The organism is Pseudomonas sp. S49, from assembly GCF_009866785.1.
In the GTDB taxonomy this organism is placed as follows: domain Bacteria; phylum Pseudomonadota; class Gammaproteobacteria; order Pseudomonadales; family Pseudomonadaceae; genus Aquipseudomonas.
The window spans coordinates 3461504-3482270 of record NZ_CP019432.1 but is presented as its reverse complement, the minus strand read 5'-3'; the positions used below and the strand labels follow the sequence as shown (position 1 = coordinate 3482270).

Sequence of the window (20767 nt, the reverse complement as noted above, 5' to 3'; positions counted from 1 at the left end):
CTCATACGGTCCACTTGCCCAGTTGGGCCACGCGGTCGCGGGTGTAAAGATCGGTCCATTTCAGCGAGTTGAAATCGGACACTTGCTTGGGGTTGTAGGGGCTGCGATCCATGCGCACCGGTTGGCCGGCCTTGTAAACGGCCTTCAGGCGCGAGCGATCCTGAAGGACGCGGATGTCATCCAGTGGTGAACCATCAAGCACGAGGAAGTCTGCCTGCTTGCCCACCTGCAGCGAGCCGAGGGTTTCACCGCGTGGCATACAGCGCGCACCGACAGCCGTCGCTGCGTATAACGCTTCGGCCGGGGTGAATCCCAGGCGCGTGACCAACAGCTCCAGTTCACGGGCGTGCCATTCGCCGTAAGGCGTTACCGCGAACCCGCTGTCACTGCCGCAGGCGAACGGAACACCCGCCGCTTTGGCGCGTTTGAGTACCGCCGAACCGACCTCCAATGTGCGAGCACAATAACCGGCATAACCCGTGCTGATCGCCGGATCATGGGGCTGGCAGAAATCCACGGTGTTTTGCGGGAAAGTCATGGTCGGGGCCAGGATGCTGCCGGCCTCGAGCAACGCTTCGATGCACGTGTCGTCCATGTAAAAGGCATGGAAAACCAGGTCAACGCCTGCACGCGCCGCGTACATCACAGCTTCGCGTCCATAGGCATGGGTGGCAACCTTGCAGCCCAGACGATGCGCTTCCTCAACCATTTCGAAGGTTTCGTCGGCGGTGAAAGCCGCAATGATTTCGCCGTTGGGGCGGCGGTGCGTGCCGTCCATGGCGATCTTGATCAGGTCAACGCCATCCTTGGCCTGCTTGCGGATCTCCGCGAGGGCGTCGCTACGGCTGGTGACCAACTGCGCGGTGAAGTACTCCGGAGCGCCGACCCGACTCGGGAACCAGTCATTGAGACTCTGGCGGTTGGTGATGACGCGGCTGCTGGCTGCGATCCTCGGCCCTTCGAACAAACCAGCGGTCACCGCATTGCGCACGGCGATGCTGAGCTGGCCGCTGTCGCCGGGGCAGACCATGCTGGTGACGCCGGCGGCCAGTACGTGTTGCGCGAAGAACATCCCGCGCAACGCGCGAAATTCGTCACTGGTCCACAGATCAATGTCTTCTTCGCTCTGCGCGTTACCGAAGGCCAGATGCGTGTGCACATCCACCAGCCCCGGCATGACGAAATCATCCCCTGCATCCACTTGGGTATCGCCGGGTTTGGGAGCAGGTGCCAGCGCGGTGGGCCCAACGTAACTGAGCAGGCCGTTTTCGACGATCAATGTCTGTTGCTGGCGGGTTTGCAGTCCGGTGCCGTCAAACAGGGTCTGGCATTTCAGGTGCAGGGCAGTCATGGCGTCTTCGCTATGTGATTGTTATGCAAAGAGAGGCTAGAGAGCAGGCGAGGGGACGACCAGCAGATTGCATCGATGGCTGCGCATTGATCGCGTCAATAGCTGCGCCGGGCTGAAGCCTCCAACGAAAACGCCGGACAATCGTGGGATTGTCCGGCGTTTTTTTGTGCGTATCTTTCAGTAGATCAAGCGGTGCGACCACCGAGGGTTTCAGCAACCCAGTCGGCAATGTAATGCCCGGCATTGATGCTGTTGTCGAAGCTCGAATGCTGCACACCACCTTCACGTTCGGTGAAGATTTTCAGTTCACATTTTGGACTGTTGACCAGTTGTTCGTAGGTGCGATGCGCCCACTTCAATGGAATCTGCGAATCCTGCTCACCATGGGTCACCAGGAACGGCACCTTGATCCGGTCGAGCACGCCATCGAGGTGGACGTCTTCGGCGATGGTCATGAACTCTTCGACGTCCTTGGCGCCCCACACCCAGCAGACATGCGCCCAGTAGTGCGGCACCGGGAAGCTGCCTTCCTTTTCCAGTCGACGCTTTTGCACATCACGCCAGTCATGGTTGGCGCCCCAGACTACGCCGCAGGCGAAGCGTGGTTCGAATGCAACCGCGCGCGGGCAGTAATACCCTCCAAGGGAGACACCTTCGAGCCCGATACGTTTGGCATCGATGTCGCTTCGGGTTTCCAGCCAATCCACCACACGACTGGCCCAGTGTTCACTGTCGAATCGTGCGGTCAGGCCATGCAGGCGCAGCGCTTCGCCGGTGCCGGGCTGGTCGATGATCAGCGAAGAGATGCCGCGTTTCGCCAGCCAGGCGGGCAAGCCCACGCGGTATTTCATTTCTTTGGTCGAGTCCAGACCATTGACCTGCACCAGAATCGGCGCCGGCCCCTCGACGCCTTCGGCACGCACGAGCAAGCCGGAAAGATGTTTGCCCTCGTAAGGGATTTCCACCCGTTCACAGTTTTCCCGCGACAATTCGATGCCGCGCTTGAAGGTCTGCAGAAAACGCTGATACAGCTCGGTACGGCCTGGCGCACCATGAGCTTGCAGACGCTCGCAGGTCAAATAGTAAGTGGCGGCGCGGTTGTATTTTTCGCCAGCCGAGAGCATCCGGCCATTGCCTTCGTCTTCCTCAGCCAGACCGCAAAGCTTGTCAGCCATTTTCGCCCAGGTTTCGCGAAAGGCGCGGGTGCCGGCCGCGTCCGGCTGCTTGGCCGCCTCTTGCAGCGGGGCGCACATCTCTTCGATTTCACCCATGCGGGCGCCCATTTCAATGGCCAGGTCGACAGAGAGATTCCAAACGTAGTTGGTCGGGAAATAGCGAAACATGATTATTGTTGTCCTTATGGTTGCCTTGGCATTCCCAAGGCACGTTAAGGATCACCCGACTAATTGGCCAATCGTGACGGCGGATACGAGGTATCGCGAGATACGATGGGCACGTGTTGCAGATGCTGGATGGATTCGCTGATGCGTTCGCGCAGCCAGCGGTGCATCGGGTCGCCGTCAACGCTGCGGTGCCACAACATGTACTCGCGCATGACCGGGATTTTCACCGGCGGCGGCAGGATGCGCAGCGGCAGATAGTGCGCGTAGAGGTTCGCCAGACGCTGGTGCATCGTGGCGATGCGCTGCGTGCCGACAATCAGTTGCGGCAGGGTATTGAAGTCGCTGGTGATCACTTCAATGCGCCGATTGAAGCCGTATTGATTCATGAACCATTCTTCGATGCTCATGTGCCGGGTACGGCCAAAGCCCACCGAGACATGGCCCATCTCCATGTACTGCTCAAGGGTCAGGGTGTCGCCGACTTGCGTATTGCCTTGCCACACCACGCACACGTGTTCTTCCTCGAACAGCAGGCGCGAAGGGTGGCCTTCAATGATGTAGCGCTCGGGAACAATCATCAGGTCGACCTCGCCGCGTACCAGCAACTCGCCGGAATTGTCGCTGGGGCCAAGCATTTCGAAAGTGATGTTGGGCGCTTGCTGATGAATGTTCTGGATCACTTGGGCGAACAGCACGCTGATCAGATAGTCCGAGGTCACCAAGCGGAAATGTCGCTTGCTGGTGGCCGGGTCGAACACCGGTTTGGCGGTAATTGAGGACTGGATCGTCAGCAGGACTTCTCGCACCGGTCTGGCCAGTTCCGTGGCGTAAGGCGTGGGCTGCATCTTGCGTCCCACCTGCACCAGCAACTCATCCTCAAAGTAGGTGCGCAAACGCGCGAGCACACCGCTGGTGGCGGATTGGGTCATGTGCAGGCGTTCGGCAGCGCGGGTGATGTTCTGCTCTTCGAGCAACACATCGAGCGCGACCAGCAGGTTCAGATCCAGATGGTTGAAACGCATGGGCAGGTCCGTTTTTGTATTTATTTTCGCAATACATTCGAACGAATCCATCGACACGTCAACCTTCGTCGCAGGTATCGCGTTTGCCGATAGGTCGCATCCCGACTCGCGATTAGTCAGCTGTCAGCCCTTGCGCCAATCTTCGCCGCAGTCGGCCCTGCTGCCGACACCACCACCGGTTTCCAGTCAGGCCCGGCGCGCTGCAAGGCGTCCATGGCGACAGTCACCGGATCATAATTTCAATGGAGTGGTAAGCCATGAACATCATTGGCCTTGATGCCCTGATTTTTGGCGTCGATGACATTCAAGCCTGCACTGATTGCCTGCGCGACTACGGCCTTGCGCCGGTCGGCGTTGGCAGCAACGGCGGGCGTTTCGAAGCGCTGGACGGCACCGCCGTGATTATCCGTCGAGCCGACGATCCTGATTTGCCAGCGGCGATCGGCCCGGCGCCGTCGATTCGCGAGACGGTCTACGGGGTCGCTGCGATCAGCGATCTGGATGCCATCGAAGATGAGCTGGCCCGTGATCGTAGTGTCCGTCGCGATCAACACGGCGTGCTGCACAGCGTTGACGACATGGGTTTCGCCATCGCTTTTCAGGTCACTGTACGCAAGCCTTACAGCGCACCGGATGACCTGACCAACGCCGCCGGCCATGCGCCACAGCGGCCGCTTAACCAGCCGGGCATTAGCCTCGATATGGGCGCTGTTCCGCGCACTTTGTCGCACGTGGTGTATTTCGTACCCGATGCAGCGAAAGCAGAAGCGTTCTACGCCGAGCGTCTGGGTTTTCGCACCACCGACACCTTCATTGGCGCCGGGCCGTTCATGCGCCCGGCCGGTTCTGACGATCACCATTGCCTGTTCATGATCCAGACCCCACCGCACATGAAAGGCTGCGAACACTTCACCTTCCACATGGGCAGTGGCACCGAAGTGCTGCTGGCCGGGACGCGTTTCGAGCAAAAGGGCTGGACCAGTTTCTGGGGCCCGGGCCGTCACCTGTTTGGCTCCAACTGGTTCTGGTACTTCAACAGTCCGCTGGGCTGCCACATTGAATACGACGCCGACATGGACAAGCACGATGACGCCTGGGAGGCCCGTCGCGCGCCGCTGTCGGCGGATAACTCGCAGCTGTTCCTGTTCAGCGCCAAAGAAAAATGGGCTCCCGGTGGCCCGCCGCCGAAACTCGGTTGAAGCCGGCGCTGATCATGAGCGCTATTGCGCGGCCATTGTGTCGGCTGGACGAACTGGAGGAGGGCCGGGCGCGCGGATTCGATCCGTTGGCGCAGGGGCGCGACAGCGTGTTTGCCCTGCGTCATGACGATCGGGTGCGGGTCTATCGCAACCGTTGTCCGCATCTGGACGTGCGTCTGGAGTATCGCAAGGACCGCTTCTTGTCCGCCGATGGCCAGTTGATCGTCTGTTACGCCCACGGTGCGCATTTTCTTCCGGCGACGGGCGAGTGCATCTACGGCCCGTGCCTGGGCCAGACGCTGGAGGCGCTGCCGTTCAGCGAGAAGGATGGCTGGCTGCTGTTACGAATGCCTGAAGAGTTGCCGCAGCCGGGATAAATCGAGGTATCGCGTACGGCGATACATCGCATCCTTACTCGCGATTAGTCAAATCCCTGCTTTGCCGGGAAGCTTCATCCAACGATGCCGTGCCCGACGCAGCATCGATCACAAGAATAAAAAGAGAGAACACCATGAGTGCAGTGAACAACGTTCTGATCGTGGGCGGTGGTATCGGCGGCTTGTGTGCGGCCATCGCCTTGCGGCGTAAAGGTATCGAGGTCGACCTGATCGAGCTCAAGTCCGAATGGACAGTCTATGGCGTCGGGATTATTCAACAGAGCAACGTCGTCCGTGAAATGGCCAAGCTGGGCGTTCTCGACGGCTATCTCGATGCCGCGTATGCCTTCGAAGACGTCGCCATCTACGGCCCCGGCGGACAGCAACTGGCGCGCATTCCGGGTCAGCGACTGGCCGGTCCGCAGTACCCAGCCAACGTCGGCATTTCTCGCTTGGCGCTGCACAAAGTTCTCAGCGAAACCGCTCTGCAACTCGGCGCCAACGTGCGTTTGGGCCTGAGTGTGGAAGCGCTGGACGACAACGGCACAGAGGTCGACGTGTTGTTTACCGACGGCAATCGCGGCCACTACGACCTGGTGGTCGGTGCCGACGGACTGTTCTCGAAAGTGCGCAGCCTGGTCTTCGGCGATGCCTACACCCCGCGTTTCACGGGCCAATCGGTGTGGCGCTACAACTTTCCCCGCGCGCCACAGATCGATCATTTGGCCAACTATCAAAGCGCTGACGGCAACGCCGGGCTGGTGCCGCTGGCCGGCGACTTGATGTACCTGTTTCTGACGTCCCACGAACCGTCCAATCCGTGGATGGATCCTGCCGATCTGGCTGCGCAGATGCGCCAGCGCCTGCAAGGCTTTACCGGGCTGATCGGCGAGCTGCGCGAGCAAATCACTGACAACAGTCAGGTCGTCTACAAGCCGATGGAGGTGGTGTTCGTCGATGAGCCGTGGCATCGCGGACGCGTCCTGCTGATCGGCGATGCGGCCCACGCGACCACGCCGCACCTCGGTCAAGGCGCCGGCATGGCCATCGAAGACGCGATTGTGCTCAGCGAAGAACTCACTCGCGAGCAGTCCGCCTCCACCAGCGTCGAACAGCAACTGCAGCGCTTCATGGCGCGGCGTTTCGAACGTTGCAAATACATCAGCGAAAGCTCGGTGCTGGCCGGTGACAAGGAGATGCAACACGACCGGGCCTTCGATCGCATTGGCCTGGTCAAGCAAATGCTCGCGCGCACTGCCGAGCCAATCTAAGCCCCACCTGCGACGCATCCACAGCAGTTACCACTATAAAAACAAGAGGTTAACGCGATGGTTAGTTCTACGACTGCGGCGCTCGCGCGTCGCTCGGTCTGCTCGTCTGCACCCTTTGGTTTGAGCGTTGCTGCGCTGCTGGTGCTGTGCAGCCAGGCCGCTCAGGCTTTCGACATCGATACTGGCAACCCGGATTTCAAGTTGCGCTGGGACAACACGGTCAAGTACAGCGCTGCCTGGCGCACGCAGAACCCGAGCAGCAAGTTGACCGAAGGTCAGGTGGCGCTCAATCAGGACGATGGTGATCGTGCGTTCAAAAAAGGCCTGATCTCCAATCGCACCGACATCCTCTCGGAGCTGGATCTGTCATTTAAGGACTTCGGCGCACGTTTGAGCGGCGCAGCGTGGTACGACAGCGAGTATCAGGGCAACAACGACAATAACGATCCGTCCCGCGCCAACGCACGTTCCGTGGGCTACGACGAGTTCACCGACGACACCCGTCATTTGCACGGTGGTGACGGCGAAATCCTCGACGCCTTCGTTTACTGGAACGGTGAACTGGCCGACCGCGCAACGTCGGTGCGCGCCGGCCGTCATGGCCTGATCTGGGGCGAAAGCCTGTTCTTCGGCGCCAACGGCATTGCCGGTGGCATGGCCCCGGTTGACGTGGTCAAGGCGCAGTCGGTGCCTAACACGCAGTTCAAGGAAATCACCCGTCCGGTCAATCAACTGTCTGGCACCTTCCAACTGACGGACGACGTATCGCTCGGTGCCTACTACCAACTCGAGTGGGAAGAAACACGTCTGCCCGCCGCTGGCAGCTATTTCTCCACCAGCGACACCATTGGCGAAGGCAATGAGCGTTTGATCGTCGGGGCACCGTTTCCGGCATTCCTCGGCGGCAACCCGGCCAGTCCCGCTGCGTTTTTCCACGGTAACGATAAGGAAGCGCGCAGTTCGGGGCAGGGCGGTTTGCAACTGAAATACAGCGCTGAGACCGTCGAGTACGGCCTCTACGCCATCCAGTACCACGACAAGACGCCGAAGCTGTATCTGAAACCGTCGACGGCGGCGCCGAACTTCAGCACCGGCCAGATCGGCGAGTACTACTGGGTTTACCCCGAAGACATTCGCGCGCTGGGCGCGAGTTTTTCCACCACCGTGGACGAGTACAGCTTCGCCGGTGAAGCGTCGATGCGCTGGAACATGCCGCTGGTTTCGAACGGTCAGACCGTGCTGCCCGGCGTCATCGCCGACAACGATGATGACGCGCTCTACGCCGTGGGTCGCACCGCTCACGTCAACCTGAACGTGTTGGCTTCGTTTGGCCCCAACTTCATCGCCCGCGAGTCCGGACTGGTTGGTGAAGTGGCGTGGAACCGCCTGCTCAGCGTCACTAAAAATCGCGCCGCGCTGGACCCGAACGCCACCGATGATGGCCTGGGTTTCAAAGTCGTCTACACGCCGACGTACCGCCAGTTCTTCTCCGGCATCGATATCAGCATTCCGGTCGGCGTCAGTTATTTCCCGCTGGGCAAATCAGCGGTGGTCAGCTCGTTCGGCCCGGACAACGGTGGCGACATCAACATCGGCATCACCGCCACTTACCTCGATCGCGTCACGGCCGGCCTGACCTACACGCATTACTACGGCGCCGAGGACACCAACCTCAACGGCCTCAGCCAGTTCAATTACAAGCAATCGCTGAAGGATCGGGATTACCTCGCCTTCTCCGTCAAGACCACGTTTTAAGAGGACTTGCGCATGACTTCTCACCACCACAATCGTGTCCCGCAGCTTAAAGCCCTGTGCTTTGCCTTGCTCGGAACGCTGACCGTCCTGAGTCAGGTTGCAACGGCGGCCACCGCAGAAGAGGCCGCCAAGCTGTCGAGCAGTCTCACGCCAATGGGTGCCGAGCGCGCTGGCAATGCCGACGGCAGCATTCCGGCCTGGCAGGGCGGTTACACCAAGGTTGACCCGGCGTATAAACCGGGCGGCAAACGCAACGATCCGTTTGCGGCTGACAAGCCGCTGTTCAGCATCACCTCGAAAAACCTGGCGCAATACGCCGCCAAGCTCAGCGATGGCACCAAGGAAATGTTCAAGCGCTTTCCTGACACCTATCGCATCGATGTCTATCCGACCCGTCGCTCGGCCGCCGCACCGCAATGGGTGTATGACAACACCCTGAAAAATGCCACCCGCGCCAAGCTGGTCGAGAGCAGCGCTGGACCTGTGCCCGAAGGTGCGTTTGGCGGGATTCCATTCCCGATCCCGCATAACGGCGCCGAAGCCATGTGGAACCACATCCTCAACTGGCGCGGCACGTCACTGGCCATGCACTTTCGCCATTACCTGATGACTGCAGACGGCAAACAGGTGATGACCACCGACGGCCAGGCGATCCAGGACATGCCGTATTACTACCAGGACGGCACGCCGGAAAGCTTCGCCGGTGATTACTGGCTGTTCCGCCTGCTTAACGTCGGCCCGCCGTTGCGTGCCGGTGAGCAAATCATGGGGCGCACCAATATCAACGGCGACAAGTCCCAGGCTCACGTCTATCTGACCGGCCAGCGCCGCGTGCGCAAGTTGCCGAATGCCTGCTGCGACACACCGACGCCGGCCACCGCTGGGGTGATGTCGTTCGATGAGTTGAGCGTGTTCCAGGGGCGCATCGATCGCTTTGACTGGAAACTGGTCGGCAAGCAGGAAATGTATATCCCTTACAACACCAACAAAGTCCTGACCGCCGGCAAACCGGAAGACCTGTTTCTGGCCCATCACATGAATCCTGATTACGTGCGCTGGGAATTGCATCGCGTGTGGGTGGTAGACGCCGAACTCGCGCCGGGCAAGCGTCACCAGTTGCCGAAGGGCCGCTACTACCTCGACGAAGACACTTGGCAAGCGATGCTCGGCGATCGCTGGGACGCCAACGGCCAACTCGCCAAAACCTTGTGGTCGCTACCGGCCGTGCTGCCGGATCTGCCAGCGCAAGCGCAGCTATCTTCGGGTTTCTACGACCTGACCTCCGGCGCCTGGTTTATCCAGAACGTCTACACCGGTCTGCCTGAGCAATACGGCGTGGTCGATCGCTACAAGGCATCGGAATTCTCGCCGGCGGCGATGGCGGGTGCCGGGGTTCGTTGAATCGGGCCGGATCGCGACACGCTGTGGCGATCCGGTTTCACAGGTGGTTTCGAGGTCGGTATGAACAGAATCTGTCAGGTGCTCGGGCGGTTGTTAGCGCTGCTGGCGCTGCCTTGCGTATTACCCGTAAGCCAGGCTCAGGCTGCTGTTGTCGGTGATGTATTGCACACCCCGGCAATGCGCGCGCCGCAGGCCCGGCAAGCCGTCTTGCTTGATCTGGCGCGGGCAGGTGCGCGGTTGGTGGCGGTCGGCGAACGCGGCATCGTCTTGCTCTCCGATGACAACGGTATCAATTGGCGGCAGGCGCAGGTGCCGGTCTCCGTCAGCCTTACGGCGGTGCAGTTTGTCGATGCGAACACGGGCTGGGCGGTCGGCCATGCCGGTGCGGTGCTGGTCTCCCACGACGGCGGTGAAAACTGGGCGTTGCAACTGGACGGCGATCGCGCTGCGCAACTGGAATTGCAGGGCGCACGCGAGCAATTGCCGACAGCGACTGACCCCGACGCAGCGGCGGCACGTGTGCAAACTGCCGAACGGATGGTCAGCGAAGGCGCGGACAAACCGTTTCTGAGCCTCAAGTTCACCGATGCGCGTCACGGCCTGATCGTCGGCGCCTACGGCCTCGCGTTTACCACCGAGGACGGCGGCGTGAGCTGGCAGTCGCTGATGGGCCATATCGACAATCCGATGGGCGCGCACCTGTATGCCGTCGCGCAACACGACGAGCGTTGGTTCATCGCCGGCGAGCAAGGCTATGTGGCGCGTTCCGAGGACGGCGGACGATCCTTCGTCGCGCTCGACAGCCCGTACAGCGGCAGCTTTTTCGCCCTGCAAGTACGCGATGACGGCACGCTGCTGGCGGCAGGCCTGAAAGGCAACGCGTTCATTTCCACCGACGACGGCAACAGCTTCGTGCCCGCGCCCGTACCGATGCCCGTGTCCTTCAGTGAAGCGATTCGCAGCGCTGACGGCCAGCTGTTGTTGGTCAATCAGGCGGGCGCAATGTTTCGCACCACGGGCGACGCACCCACCCTGCAGCCTTTCGGCAAACCGCTGGGCAAACCGATTTCCAGTGTCGTGCAGGCCGCCGATGGCAGCCTGGTGCTGGCCGGTTTCACCGGGGTGACGCGCCTGGCGTCGCCCACTGCTACAGCTTCGGAGTGAGGTTATGAAACCATTCGACAACGCCACGGCCAGCCTGGCGAGTTTCGACCCGCGCTCCGGCTCGGTCGTGGAACGCACTTTGTTCAATCACCGGTTGTGGGTGTTGCTGGTGTGCCTGGTGACCACGCTTTTCTTGGGCTATCAGGCCACGCGTGTCGAGCTGAACGCCAGTTTCGAAAAGATGATTCCCACGCAACAACCCTACATCGCCAATTATCTGCAACATCAAAAGCAGCTCAGCGGTCTGGGCAACTCCTTGCGCATCGTTGTCGCCAATCGCCAGGGCGATATCTACGACGCTGAGTATCTGAAAACCTTGCAGGCCTTGAGCGACAAGCTTTACCTGCTGCCCGGCGTCGACCGTGCCTACATGAAGTCGCTGTGGACCCCGGCAACGCGTTGGGTCGCAGTGACGGAAGACGGACTGGATGGCGGTCCGGTGATTCCGGACGATTACGCGGGCACCCCGGCCAGTCTCGAGGCCTTGCGCCGCAACGTGCAGCGCTCCAACGAGCTCGGCCAACTGGTCGCGTTCGATCAAACCTCGAGCATCATTTACGTGCCTTTACTGGCGACGACTGCCGACGGCCAGGCGCTGAATTACTCGGTGCTGTCGGAGCAACTGGAGGCGTTGCGCAGCGAGTACCAGAACGACAGGATCGACATTCACATCACCGGTTTCGCGAAAAAGGTCGGCGACCTGATTGCCGGGCTCAAGCAGATCCTGCTGTTCTTCGCCGTAGCGATTCTGATCACCACCGCTGTGCTGTTCTGGTACACACGCTGCCTGCGCAGCACGTTGCTGGTGGTGTTCTGTTCGCTGGTGGCGGTGGTCTGGCAACTGGGCCTGTTGCCGTTGCTCGACTATCAACTGGATCCGTATTCGGTGTTGGTGCCGTTTCTGGTGTTCGCCATCGGCATGAGCCACGGTGCGCAGAAAATGAACGGCATCATGCAGGACATCGGTCGCGGCATGCACCGGGTGGTGGCCGCGCGCTTCACCTTTCGACGGCTGTTTCTGGCCGGGCTGACGGCATTGCTCTGCGACGCAGTGGGTTTTGCCGTGCTGATGCTGATCAAGATCCAGGTGATTCAGGATCTGGCGGTGATCGCCAGTATCGGTGTGGCGGTGCTGATTTTCACCAACCTGATTCTGCTGCCGGTGTTGCTGTCCTATGTCGGCGTAACGCCGCGTGCGGCGCAACTTAGCCTGAAGAGCGAGCAGAACGATCAGGCCGGCGCGCGGCGTCATGGCTTCTGGCGTTTTCTCGATCTGTTTACCCGACGTCGCTGGGCCAGCCTGTGCATTGCCATCAGCCTGGCGTTGGCGGCATTGGGCTTTGTGGTCAGCCTGCAATTGAAGATCGGTGATCTGGATGCCGGTGCACCGGAGCTGCGGGCCGACTCGCGCTACAACCAGGACGATGCGTTTCTGACCCGGCATTACGGCGCCAGCAGTGATTTGTTCGCAGTGATGGTCAAGACCCCGGCCGGACAGTGTGCGCGTTACGACATCCTCGCCAAAGTCGATGCGCTGGACTGGCAACTGCGTGCGCTGCCGGGGGTGGATTCGACCAACTCGCTGGCCTTGCTCAACCGCCGCATGCTGGTCGGCCTCAGCGAAGGCAGCGCCAAGTGGTACGAGCTGCAGAACAATCAGGCGATGCTCAACATGATCACCGCCAGTGCACCACGCGGCTTGTACAACGAGGATTGCAGCCTGCTCACGCTGTACGCCTACCTCACCGACCACAAGGCTGAAACGCTGACGCGGCTGGTCGAGCACGTCGAGCAATTCGCCGCCGCCAATAACGACCAGGATGTGCAGTTCCTGCTGGCAGCGGGCAATGCCGGCATCGAAGCGGCGACCAATATCGTGGTCAAGCAGGCCAATCGCGAGATGCTGTTCTGGGTCTACGGGGCGGTGATCGTCCTGTGCCTGATCACCTTCCGCTCGTGGCGCGCCACGCTGTGCGCGGTGATTCCGCTGATGGTCACTTCGATCCTCTGCGAAGCGTTGATGGTCTGGCTGAACATCGGCGTTAAGGTCGCGACGTTGCCGGTGATCGCGTTGGGTGTCGGCATTGGCGTCGACTATGCGTTGTATGTGATGAGCATCCTGCTAGGTCATCTGCGCCAGGGCGCGAGCCTGTCTGAAGCCTATTACCGCGCCCTGGTGTCCACCGGCAAAGTGGTGATGCTCACCGGTATCACGCTCGCCATTGGCGTGGCCACGTGGATCTTCTCGCCGATCAAATTCCAGGCTGACATGGGCGTGCTACTGGCGTTCATGTTCGTCTGGAACATGGTCGGCGCGCTGCTGCTGTTGCCAGCGCTGGCGTACTTCCTGCTGCCTGCTCGGCGCACGAACACTGACGCAGAAACGCCGGCGGAGGCAATCAATCTGAGCCTGCCGTCGCGAGCCGCGGCGGTAGATATTCATCAAACGCGTCATCGGGAGACCTGTCATGGCCGTTGAGTCTTCATTGGAAAACAGCGGCCGCCGCGCCGGTTTGACGCAATCGTTGCTGTTGCTGCTCGGCAGCTGTCTGCCAGTGCTTGGCGCGGTATTGCTCGCACCGGTATTGCCGCGCATGCAGGCACATTTTGCCGAGGTCGTGGGCAGCACGGTGCTGGTGCCGATCGTGCTGACCTTGCCGGCATTGATGATTGCAGTACTGGCGCCGTTTGCCGGGGTCATCGCCGATCGGCTTGGACGCAAACCGCTGTTGTTGGCGAGCATGGCCCTGTACACGCTCTGCGGTGTGCTTCCGCTTTGGCTGGATTCGCTGCCGGCCATTGTCGCCAGCCGCGCCGGCATCGGTCTGGCAGAGGCGGGGATCATGACCTGCTGCACCACGTTGATGGGCGACTACTACAGCGGCGCACGCCGTGAACGCCTGTTTGCACTGCAAATGGTCGCAACGTCGCTCTCTGCTGCGGTGTTTATCGCGCTGGGTGGTTTTCTCGGACAGGACGACTGGCGCACGCCGTTTGCACTGTACGCAGTCGGGCTGATCTTCCTGCCGCTGATGGCGTGGAAACTCTGGGAACCGCAACCCCGCGTGCAACCGGCAGCAACGCTGCCGGTGCCAGTCCAGCGCCTGTTTCCGTGGCGCGCACTGACGCCCCTGTATGCGTTGTCGCTGCTCGCGGGCCTGAGCCTGTTCATCGTGCCGGTGCAGGCCGGCTACTTGCTCAACTTGTTGCACGTGGATGCGCCGCAGCAGATCGGCATGACCATGGGTGCCAATCAACTCGGTGTGCTCGTCGGGGCCTTGAGTTTTCGTCTGTTGAGCGGTCTGCGCAGCCAGCATCTGTTGCTGATTGCCTATGGCCTGGCCGGCATCGGCGGCCTGTTGATGGCCGCTGCCGGCAGCCACGCGCAAGTGGTGGTCGCGGTTCTGGTCAACGGTCTGGGCATCGGCCTTATGTTGCCGACGTTGATCACCTGGATCATGGCGCAAGTCGGTTTTGCTCAGCGTGGGCGAGCGGCGGGGTGTTTCACCGCCGCGATTTTTGCCGGCGAGTTCATTAGCCCGCTGGTGGTACTCGCCATCACTTCCGGGGCTTCTACAGAGTTGCCTCAAGCATTGGCCATGATCGGTTGGCTGCAACTGGTTGTGGCGCTGTTTTGTCTGTCCGTGCCGAGGCTCGGTGGTCTGTTGATCCGCAGCCATGTCGGCGGTCACGACTCCATCAGCAACGGCCATTGAACGAGGATTTTCCATGCAAGCGCTTCCCCCCTTCAAGCGCGTGGTCACCGGGCATGATGCCCACGGCCGCGCCGTCGTCGCCAGTCACGGAGCAACTGCCAACGTTTTCGCGCTGCAAGCGGTGCCAGGCACGGTGTTTCATGAAATATGGAACAGCAGCGGCAGTCCGGCACTGCTCGACAATGCCGATGATCCAACCAGCAAACCTTTACAGCTGAGCCCCGGCCCGCTGGGCAGTGTGATTCGCGTCGTCGATATTCCGCCGGACAACGTGCAGAACCAGGTCAGTGATGGCGCTGCTGCGGCCGCATTTGCCGAAATTGGTCAGGCGCATGCCGGTACCGGTCAGGCGAACTCGCGGCACAAACTGATGCACCGCACCGAAACCCTCGATTACGGCATCGTCACCGAAGGCGAAGTCTGGCTGGTGCTCGACGATGAAGAGATCCACCTCAAACGCGGCGACGTGGTGGTTCAGCGCGGCACCAATCACGCGTGGAGCAACCGCACCGAGGCCATGGCGCGCATGGTGTTTATCCTGCTGGACGGGCGCTTTGCCGCTGAACTGCAAGACTGCCCGGGAGAAAAATCATGAAGCTCGCAACCTTGAAAAACGGCAGCCGTGACGGCCAATTGGTGGTGATTTCGCGCGACATGGCCCGGGCGGTGGACGCCGGTTCGGTAGCGCCGACCTTGCAGCACGCCATCGAAAACTGGCGCGAAGCCGAGCCGCGTTTGCAAGCCCTGGCGCGTGAGCTAGAAAACCACGATTGCCGCGAGGCCTTTGCCTTCGACCCCGCGCAGGCGATGGCACCGTTGCCGCGTGCTTACCAATGGTGCGATGGCTCGGCGTTTCTCAGTCACGGTGCACTGATGCAGAAGGCGTTCAACCTCGACCCGATCGAAGGCGCTGACCGTACGCCGTTGATGTATCAGGGTGCAGGTGATGACTTTATCGGCGCACACGATGACATCGAACTGCCGAGCGAAAGCCAGGGCATCGATTTCGAAGGCGAGTTTGTCGTGCTGGTCGATGATGTGCCGATGGGCTGTTCGGCCGAAAGCGCATTACAGCACGTCAAACTGATCCTGCAGATCAACGATGTCAGCCTGCGGGCACTGGCTCCGCGTGAAATGCGCACCGGTTTTGGATTTCTGCAAGCCAAACCGTCCTCCAGTTTTGCCCCGTTGGCGATTACCCCGGATGAACTCGGCGAAGCCTGGCGAGACGGCCGCGTCAATTTGCCCCTGCAAGTGCAGTGGAACGGCGAGTGGTTTGGCCAGCCGCACGGCGCGCAGATGAACTTTCATTTTGGCCAACTGATCGCCCACGCGGCCTTAACCCGACGCTTGCGCGCCGGCACGCTGATCGGTTCCGGCACGGTGTCGAACGCCGAGCGCAACGTCGGCTCGGCATGCATCGCCGAACGTCGGGCCATTGAGATGATCGAGCACGGCGCGCCGGTGACAGGATTTATGCGTTTCGGTGATCGTGTGCGCATGGACGTCACCGGCAGCGATGGTCGGTCGTTGTTTGGTGCGATCGATCAACGCGTCGTCAAGGCCCACGGCTAAGGAACGCCCATGCGTGTACTGATTACCGGAGCCAATGGCTTTGTCGGCCGCGAACTGCTGCGTTGTCTGCTCGCGCGCGGCAGTTTGCGCGGGCAAGTCATTCGTTCGTTGCTGGTGCTCGACACTGATGTCCAAGGCCTGCCAGACGATCCGCGCCTGCGGCGGCACAGCGGCAGCGTGACGGATGCGGCGTTGATGCGCCGTGTCCTCGCCGATGGCATCGATGTGGTGTTTCACTTGGTCAGCGTCCCCGGCGGAGCGGCGGAGGCGCATTACGAATCGGGTTATCAGGTCAACCTGCTGGCCAGCCTCGAACTGCTCGATCAACTGCGCAACAAGGTGCGTCCACCGGTTCTGGTGTATGCCAGCAGCGTTGCGGTGTACGGCGCCGATCTGCCGGCGAAGATGAACGAGCAGGCTGAACTGCATCCGCAACTGTCGTACGGCACACACAAGATGATGGTCGAGCGTGCGCTGATCGATCTGGGTCGGCGCGCTGAAGTCGATGGCCGCGCGGTGCGCCTGCCGGGCATTGTCGCGCGACCGCGCGAACCCAACGGCTTGCGCTCGGCTTTCATGAGCGACTTGATGCGTGCCTTTGCCGAGGGCGCTGAGTATTGCTGCCCGGTATCACCGCAAGCAACGGCGTGGTGGATGTCGGCGCGCTGTTGCGTAAACAACCTGATCCACGCCGCTGAACTGGATGACGCCGCCGCGCAACAGCGGGTCTGGCAACTGCCGGTGCTGCATTTGTCCATCGCCCAAGTCATCGATGCTCTGGCGGCAACTTACGGCGAGCAACGCCGTGCGCTGATCAGTTTCGCCGCTGACCTTGACCTCGAAACCCTGTTCGGGCGCATGCCGCCCTTGAAAACCCCGCAGGCCCGCGCTGCCGGTTTCTGCCATGACGGCAACGTCGCCACGCTTATTCGCAACGCCTTCAATCCAGCCCCTTATCGGCCTCTGCCGTTGAACGGAGATACGCCTCATGTCACAGCCCATCCAGCGTAAACGTCGTCTGGTCGACCTTTCGGTGACCCTCGATAACAACCCGTACACAGACCCGCCACCGCTGTTGCCGAAAATCGATTACATGGATCACCAGCAAGGCTGGCCGGAGATGGCGGCGATGTTCCCGGGCTTGCAGCTTGAGCAGATGCCCGGCAATGAGTCGTGGGCCGCCGAGCGCTTGCAGATCACCACCCACAGCGGCACCCACATGGACGCGCCGTGGCATTACGCCTCGACCACCGATGGCGGCGAGCCGGCGTTTGGCATTGATGAGTTGCCGCTGGACTGGTGCTTGCAGCCGGGGGTCAAACTGGACTTTCGCCATTTGCCCGACGGTCACGTGGTCACGGCAGAAGAGGTTGAAGCGGAACTGGCGCGCATTGAGCACACGCTGCAACCACTGGATATCGTGCTGATCAACACACGCGCCGGGGCACTGTTTGGCCAACCGGGTTACCTCGACGCCGGTATCGGCATGGGACGCGAAGCGACGATGTATCTTCTGGAACGCGGCGTGCGCGTGGTCGGCACTGACGCCTGGAGCTGGGACGCGCCGTTCAAATACACCCGTGAGCGTTTTGCTGCCAGCGGCGATGCCTCGATCATCTGGGAAGGGCATAAGGCCGGGCGCGATATCGGCTACGGGCAAATGGAGAAACTGGCCAACCTCGAATCCCTGCCAGCGAGCGGCTTCACGGTGTCGTGTTTTCCTTACAAGATCCGTCATGCGTCAGCAGGTTTTGTGCGTGCGGTGGCTATTTTCGAAGAGTGATCGGGCTGTTTGAGGCATTCCTTTAACGACAATAAGAGAAAACCGATGGCTCTATTGCGATTACCGCTGACGGCACTTTTTTGCGCCCTGACAATGGGCGGCGGCGTGGCCATGGCGGCCAGCCAACCGAATATTCTGCTGATTGTGGCGGACGATCTCGGCTACTCGGATCTGGGCAGCTATGGCGGAGAGATTCACACCCCCAGGCTGGATGAACTGGCGCAACAGGGCGTGCAATTCACCAGCATGTACGCGGCGCCGACCTGTTCCATCACTCGATCGATGTTGCTGTCCGGTACGGACAATCACTTGGTCGGACTGGGCACCATGGCCGAAGCCTTGCAACCGTTTCAACAGGGTAAACCGGGGTATGAGGGGTACCTGAACGGGCGCGCCTACTCGGTTGCCGAGTTGCTAAAAGCGGGCGGCTACAACACGCTGATGGTCGGCAAATGGCACTTGGGTCTGGAAACCGATCAAGGCCCTGACCGGCGCGGTTTCCAGCAGTCGTTCACCTTGCTGGAAGGCGGGGCGACGCACTTCAAACCCGCCAGCGTTGCACCGACGCCGTTGGAGCAAGTGCATTACCGTGAAAACGGCCAGTCGGTAGAGCTTCCCGAGACGTTCTACTCCACCGACTTTTACACCGACAAGCTGATTGGCTATCTGCAAAACAGCCAACGTGAAGGCAAACCGTTTTTCGCCTATGCCGCCTACACGTCACCGCACTGGCCGTTGCAAGCGCCCAAGGAATACCTGGACAAATACCGCGGCCGCTTCGATCAAGGCTACGACACCGTGCGTTCGTCGCGCATTGAGCGGCTGAAAAAACTCGGCTTGCTGGACAAGGACTTTCAGCCGGCGCAACCGTTGCCCGTGAACCCTCGGCTGCCCGGTTGGCAGCAACTCACGGCTGAGCAGCAGAAAGTCGAAGCGCGGAAAATGGAAATCTACGCGGCAATGGTCGACAACCTCGATCACAACATTGGCCGGGTTATCGACTACCTGCGCCAAAGCGGCCAGTACGACAACACGGTGATCGTGTTCATGTCCGACAACGGCGCGGCGGCGGAAAATCATGCGCAGTTCTATCCACCCGGCGTGAACACCGATAACAGCCTGGCCAATCTGGGCCAGCGCGGCTCGCAGATCGACTATGGATTGCGCTGGGCGGAAGTCAGTGCCGCGCCTTTTCACTTGTTCAAGGGCACCACGGCCGAAGGCGGAATCAGTGTGCCGGCGATCATCCAACTGCCCAAGACACTGCGGCGTCAGGGTGTGGAAAGAGGCGTAGCGCGGGTGGATGATCTGGCGCCGACATTCCTTGATTTGGCGGGCATCGCTTTGCCGAGCGAAGCGGACAAACACCCGATCACCGGCCGATCCATCCTGCCCATGCTCGAAGGCAAGGGCAGCCCTCACGACGCTGAGAGTCTGGCCGGTGAGTTGTTCGGCAATGCTTATTATCGTGAGGGCAACCTCAAATTGTTGGGCATGCGCCCGCAAGCAGGTTTCGGCGATAACACACAGCCGCCGCAATGGCAGCTGTTTGATGTTGCCCAGGATCGTGGTGAAACCCGTGACCTGGCGGCGGCTCAGCCGCAGACGGTCGAACGGCTCAAGGCCGCGTGGCTCAAGTATGCCGAGCGGGTCGGCGTAGCGTTTCCGCCGCGTTAGTACGGCAGAGGCTTTGCACACAGTGGACGGCGTTTCTCGCCGCCACTGTTTTGCGGCCATCAACTCGTTGGGTTGCGCAGTCGCTCGATGATTCTGCGGGCACGATTGGCTCCGACGTCGACATGAATATCAATCATCGGACGTGTACCGAACCGGCACATGTTCTGGTACTGCGCTTCGATCACCACTTTGTCTTCGTCGAACGTCAATCGCGTCTGATGCAGAACTTTGGCTGTGACGGCCTCGGGATCATGTTCAGGGTTGGTGGCCATGGTCCAGAAATAGTGGCTTGAGGTGTCTGTTTCCGGCGTTACGCCGTGAAAACCACGCATATGAAAACCACCCCGATCCGGGTTGTTCAGGTCGTCCGTGCCTGCATCGATCGCGCCGGTCCAGATGCGCAGGTGATTGAAGTGAAATTCGATCTCCTGCCAGCGGTCGATGTTGCCTTTGAACGGGTAGGCCGCGGTGTAGGTCGGCGGCGGAACGGAATCGGGCATGTGGCGAACCACGCGAACCATCGAGTCATCCCCGTCCACGCTCATCTGCGCGTTCATATGAATGCTGGCGTTGCCGCCAATGGTGTGCAAATGGACGTAGCCCAAGTGGCTGAGATCCATAAGGTTGTCGTGGATGAGTTGATAAGGCGCGTCGTAGTGGTAAACATCACCGTCGAACAGGTATTTGCCGCTGCTGTGCACGTCGTAGACCGGTGGCGCGAATGTCGGCTCTGGGTGCTCTGCGCTGCCAAACCAGATCCAGATGATCTGATCCTGCTCCCGGACAGGGTAGGCAGGGACTTTGGCTTTGCTCGGGATCTTGTCCTGGCCTGGAATTTCAATGCATTTACCGCCTTCATTGAATAGCAGGCCGTGGTAACCGCAGCGCAAACCGCGTTCCTCCACTGTGCCGCCGGACAAGGGCAATGCCCGATGGCAGCAGCGGTCTTCCAGCGCGGCGACCTGGTTATCCGCCGTGCGAAAAAGCACCACAGGTTTATTCAGTAACGTACGGCCAAGGGGCTGGTCTTTCAGTTCCCGGCTCAAGGCCGCGACGTACCATTGATCGAGCGGGAAGCTCGGCGCATTGGCCGGGACAATTTCGTGTGCAAGAGGTTGGGCAGCGGTCGTCAT

17 protein-coding genes are annotated in these 20767 nt (G+C 60.7%); 13 read left to right on the top strand and 4 right to left on the bottom strand.

What is annotated here, in order from left to right:
- Position 1: 1 nt before the first annotated feature.
- The 3 genes from PspS49_RS15350 to PspS49_RS15340 form a co-directional block, all read right to left on the bottom strand.
- Entirely contained in the window at positions 2-1351 is a 1350-nt protein-coding gene (locus tag PspS49_RS15350; protein ID WP_160040129.1) for an amidohydrolase family protein, read from the bottom strand.
- Between the two features lie 185 nt (positions 1352-1536).
- Positions 1537-2694 (bottom strand): prolyl oligopeptidase family serine peptidase, encoded by a 1158-nt coding sequence (locus PspS49_RS15345; protein WP_160040127.1) that lies wholly within the window; start codon positions 2692-2694, stop codon positions 1537-1539.
- A gap of 59 nt (positions 2695-2753) precedes the next feature.
- Positions 2754-3716 (bottom strand): LysR family transcriptional regulator, encoded by a 963-nt coding sequence (locus tag PspS49_RS15340; RefSeq protein WP_150729173.1) that lies wholly within the window; start codon positions 3714-3716, stop codon positions 2754-2756.
- Positions 3717-3973: 257 nt separating this feature from the next.
- Here PspS49_RS15340 and PspS49_RS15335 point away from each other — a divergent pair, with 257 nt between their 5' ends.
- The 13 genes from PspS49_RS15335 to PspS49_RS15275 all read left to right on the top strand — a co-directional run bounded on the left by PspS49_RS15335 (position 3974) and on the right by PspS49_RS15275 (position 19634).
- Positions 3974-4915, top strand: a complete 942-nt coding sequence (locus tag PspS49_RS15335; protein ID WP_150751378.1) for a VOC family protein — start codon at positions 3974-3976, stop codon at positions 4913-4915.
- Positions 4916-4929: 14 nt separating this feature from the next.
- The gene (locus PspS49_RS15330; protein WP_160040125.1) at positions 4930-5292 is read left to right on the top strand and encodes a Rieske (2Fe-2S) protein; all 363 of its coding nucleotides are present in this window, start codon (positions 4930-4932) and stop codon (positions 5290-5292) included.
- A 134-nt stretch (positions 5293-5426) separates the two neighbouring features.
- Positions 5427-6563: an FAD-dependent oxidoreductase gene (locus PspS49_RS15325; RefSeq protein WP_122609318.1), complete on the top strand. Its 1137-nt coding sequence runs from the start codon at positions 5427-5429 to the stop codon at positions 6561-6563.
- A 57-nt stretch (positions 6564-6620) separates the two neighbouring features.
- A complete protein-coding gene (locus PspS49_RS15320; RefSeq protein ID WP_160040123.1) occupies positions 6621-8318 on the top strand; it encodes a DUF1302 domain-containing protein in 1698 nt (565 codons plus the stop codon).
- Positions 8319-8330: 12 nt separating this feature from the next.
- A complete protein-coding gene (locus tag PspS49_RS15315; protein WP_160040121.1) occupies positions 8331-9719 on the top strand; it encodes a DUF1329 domain-containing protein in 1389 nt (462 codons plus the stop codon).
- 60 nt (positions 9720-9779) lie between these two features.
- Positions 9780-10883, top strand: coding sequence for a YCF48-related protein (locus tag PspS49_RS15310; protein WP_160040119.1), 1104 nt, complete (start codon positions 9780-9782; stop codon positions 10881-10883).
- A 4-nt stretch (positions 10884-10887) separates the two neighbouring features.
- Positions 10888-13362, top strand: coding sequence for an MMPL family transporter (locus PspS49_RS15305; protein WP_160040117.1), 2475 nt, complete (start codon positions 10888-10890; stop codon positions 13360-13362).
- On the top strand, positions 13352-14599 hold the full coding sequence (locus tag PspS49_RS15300; RefSeq protein ID WP_160040115.1) for an MFS transporter: 1248 nt from the start codon (positions 13352-13354) through the stop codon (positions 14597-14599). The genes PspS49_RS15305 and PspS49_RS15300 overlap by 11 nt, the downstream gene beginning before the upstream one ends.
- A gap of 13 nt (positions 14600-14612) precedes the next feature.
- Positions 14613-15194 (top strand): cupin domain-containing protein, encoded by a 582-nt coding sequence (locus PspS49_RS15295; protein ID WP_160040113.1) that lies wholly within the window; start codon positions 14613-14615, stop codon positions 15192-15194.
- Positions 15191-16174 carry a fumarylacetoacetate hydrolase family protein gene (locus PspS49_RS15290; protein ID WP_160040111.1) on the top strand — a complete coding sequence of 328 codons (984 nt, stop codon included), beginning with the start codon at positions 15191-15193 and terminating at the stop codon, positions 16172-16174. Before PspS49_RS15295 ends, PspS49_RS15290 begins: the two co-directional genes overlap by 4 nt.
- Before the next feature lie 9 nt (positions 16175-16183).
- A complete protein-coding gene (locus PspS49_RS15285; protein ID WP_160040109.1) occupies positions 16184-17185 on the top strand; it encodes an NAD-dependent epimerase/dehydratase family protein in 1002 nt (333 codons plus the stop codon).
- Positions 17163-17957, top strand: a complete 795-nt coding sequence (locus tag PspS49_RS15280; protein WP_110718488.1) for a cyclase family protein — start codon at positions 17163-17165, stop codon at positions 17955-17957. The genes PspS49_RS15285 and PspS49_RS15280 overlap by 23 nt, the downstream gene beginning before the upstream one ends.
- Positions 17958-18002: 45 nt before the next feature.
- Positions 18003-19634 (top strand): arylsulfatase, encoded by a 1632-nt coding sequence (locus PspS49_RS15275; RefSeq protein ID WP_160040107.1) that lies wholly within the window; start codon positions 18003-18005, stop codon positions 19632-19634.
- A 59-nt stretch (positions 19635-19693) separates the two neighbouring features.
- Here PspS49_RS15275 and PspS49_RS15270 read toward each other — a convergent pair whose 3' ends face one another.
- Positions 19694-20767 (bottom strand): aromatic ring-hydroxylating dioxygenase subunit alpha, encoded by a 1074-nt coding sequence (locus tag PspS49_RS15270; protein ID WP_160040105.1) that lies wholly within the window; start codon positions 20765-20767, stop codon positions 19694-19696.

Coding starts and splice junctions, on each gene's coding strand:
- PspS49_RS15345 (WP_160040127.1), bottom strand. CDS start 2,694: ATGTTTCGCTATTTCCCGACCAACTACGTTTGGAATCTCTCTGTCGAC.
- PspS49_RS15315 (WP_160040121.1), top strand. CDS start 8,331: ATGACTTCTCACCACCACAATCGTGTCCCGCAGCTTAAAGCCCTGTGC.
- PspS49_RS15300 (WP_160040115.1), top strand. CDS start 13,352: ATGGCCGTTGAGTCTTCATTGGAAAACAGCGGCCGCCGCGCCGGTTTG.
- PspS49_RS15320 (WP_160040123.1), top strand. CDS start 6,621: ATGGTTAGTTCTACGACTGCGGCGCTCGCGCGTCGCTCGGTCTGCTCG.
- PspS49_RS15280 (WP_110718488.1), top strand. CDS start 17,163: ATGTCACAGCCCATCCAGCGTAAACGTCGTCTGGTCGACCTTTCGGTG.
- PspS49_RS15335 (WP_150751378.1), top strand. CDS start 3,974: ATGAACATCATTGGCCTTGATGCCCTGATTTTTGGCGTCGATGACATT.
- PspS49_RS15290 (WP_160040111.1), top strand. CDS start 15,191: ATGAAGCTCGCAACCTTGAAAAACGGCAGCCGTGACGGCCAATTGGTG.
- PspS49_RS15330 (WP_160040125.1), top strand. CDS start 4,930: ATGAGCGCTATTGCGCGGCCATTGTGTCGGCTGGACGAACTGGAGGAG.
- PspS49_RS15295 (WP_160040113.1), top strand. CDS start 14,613: ATGCAAGCGCTTCCCCCCTTCAAGCGCGTGGTCACCGGGCATGATGCC.
- PspS49_RS15305 (WP_160040117.1), top strand. CDS start 10,888: ATGAAACCATTCGACAACGCCACGGCCAGCCTGGCGAGTTTCGACCCG.
- PspS49_RS15270 (WP_160040105.1), bottom strand. CDS start 20,767: ATGACGACCGCTGCCCAACCTCTTGCACACGAAATTGTCCCGGCCAAT.
- PspS49_RS15325 (WP_122609318.1), top strand. CDS start 5,427: ATGAGTGCAGTGAACAACGTTCTGATCGTGGGCGGTGGTATCGGCGGC.
- PspS49_RS15310 (WP_160040119.1), top strand. CDS start 9,780: ATGAACAGAATCTGTCAGGTGCTCGGGCGGTTGTTAGCGCTGCTGGCG.
- PspS49_RS15285 (WP_160040109.1), top strand. CDS start 16,184: ATGCGTGTACTGATTACCGGAGCCAATGGCTTTGTCGGCCGCGAACTG.
- PspS49_RS15350 (WP_160040129.1), bottom strand. CDS start 1,351: ATGACTGCCCTGCACCTGAAATGCCAGACCCTGTTTGACGGCACCGGA.
- PspS49_RS15275 (WP_160040107.1), top strand. CDS start 18,003: ATGGCTCTATTGCGATTACCGCTGACGGCACTTTTTTGCGCCCTGACA.
- PspS49_RS15340 (WP_150729173.1), bottom strand. CDS start 3,716: ATGCGTTTCAACCATCTGGATCTGAACCTGCTGGTCGCGCTCGATGTG.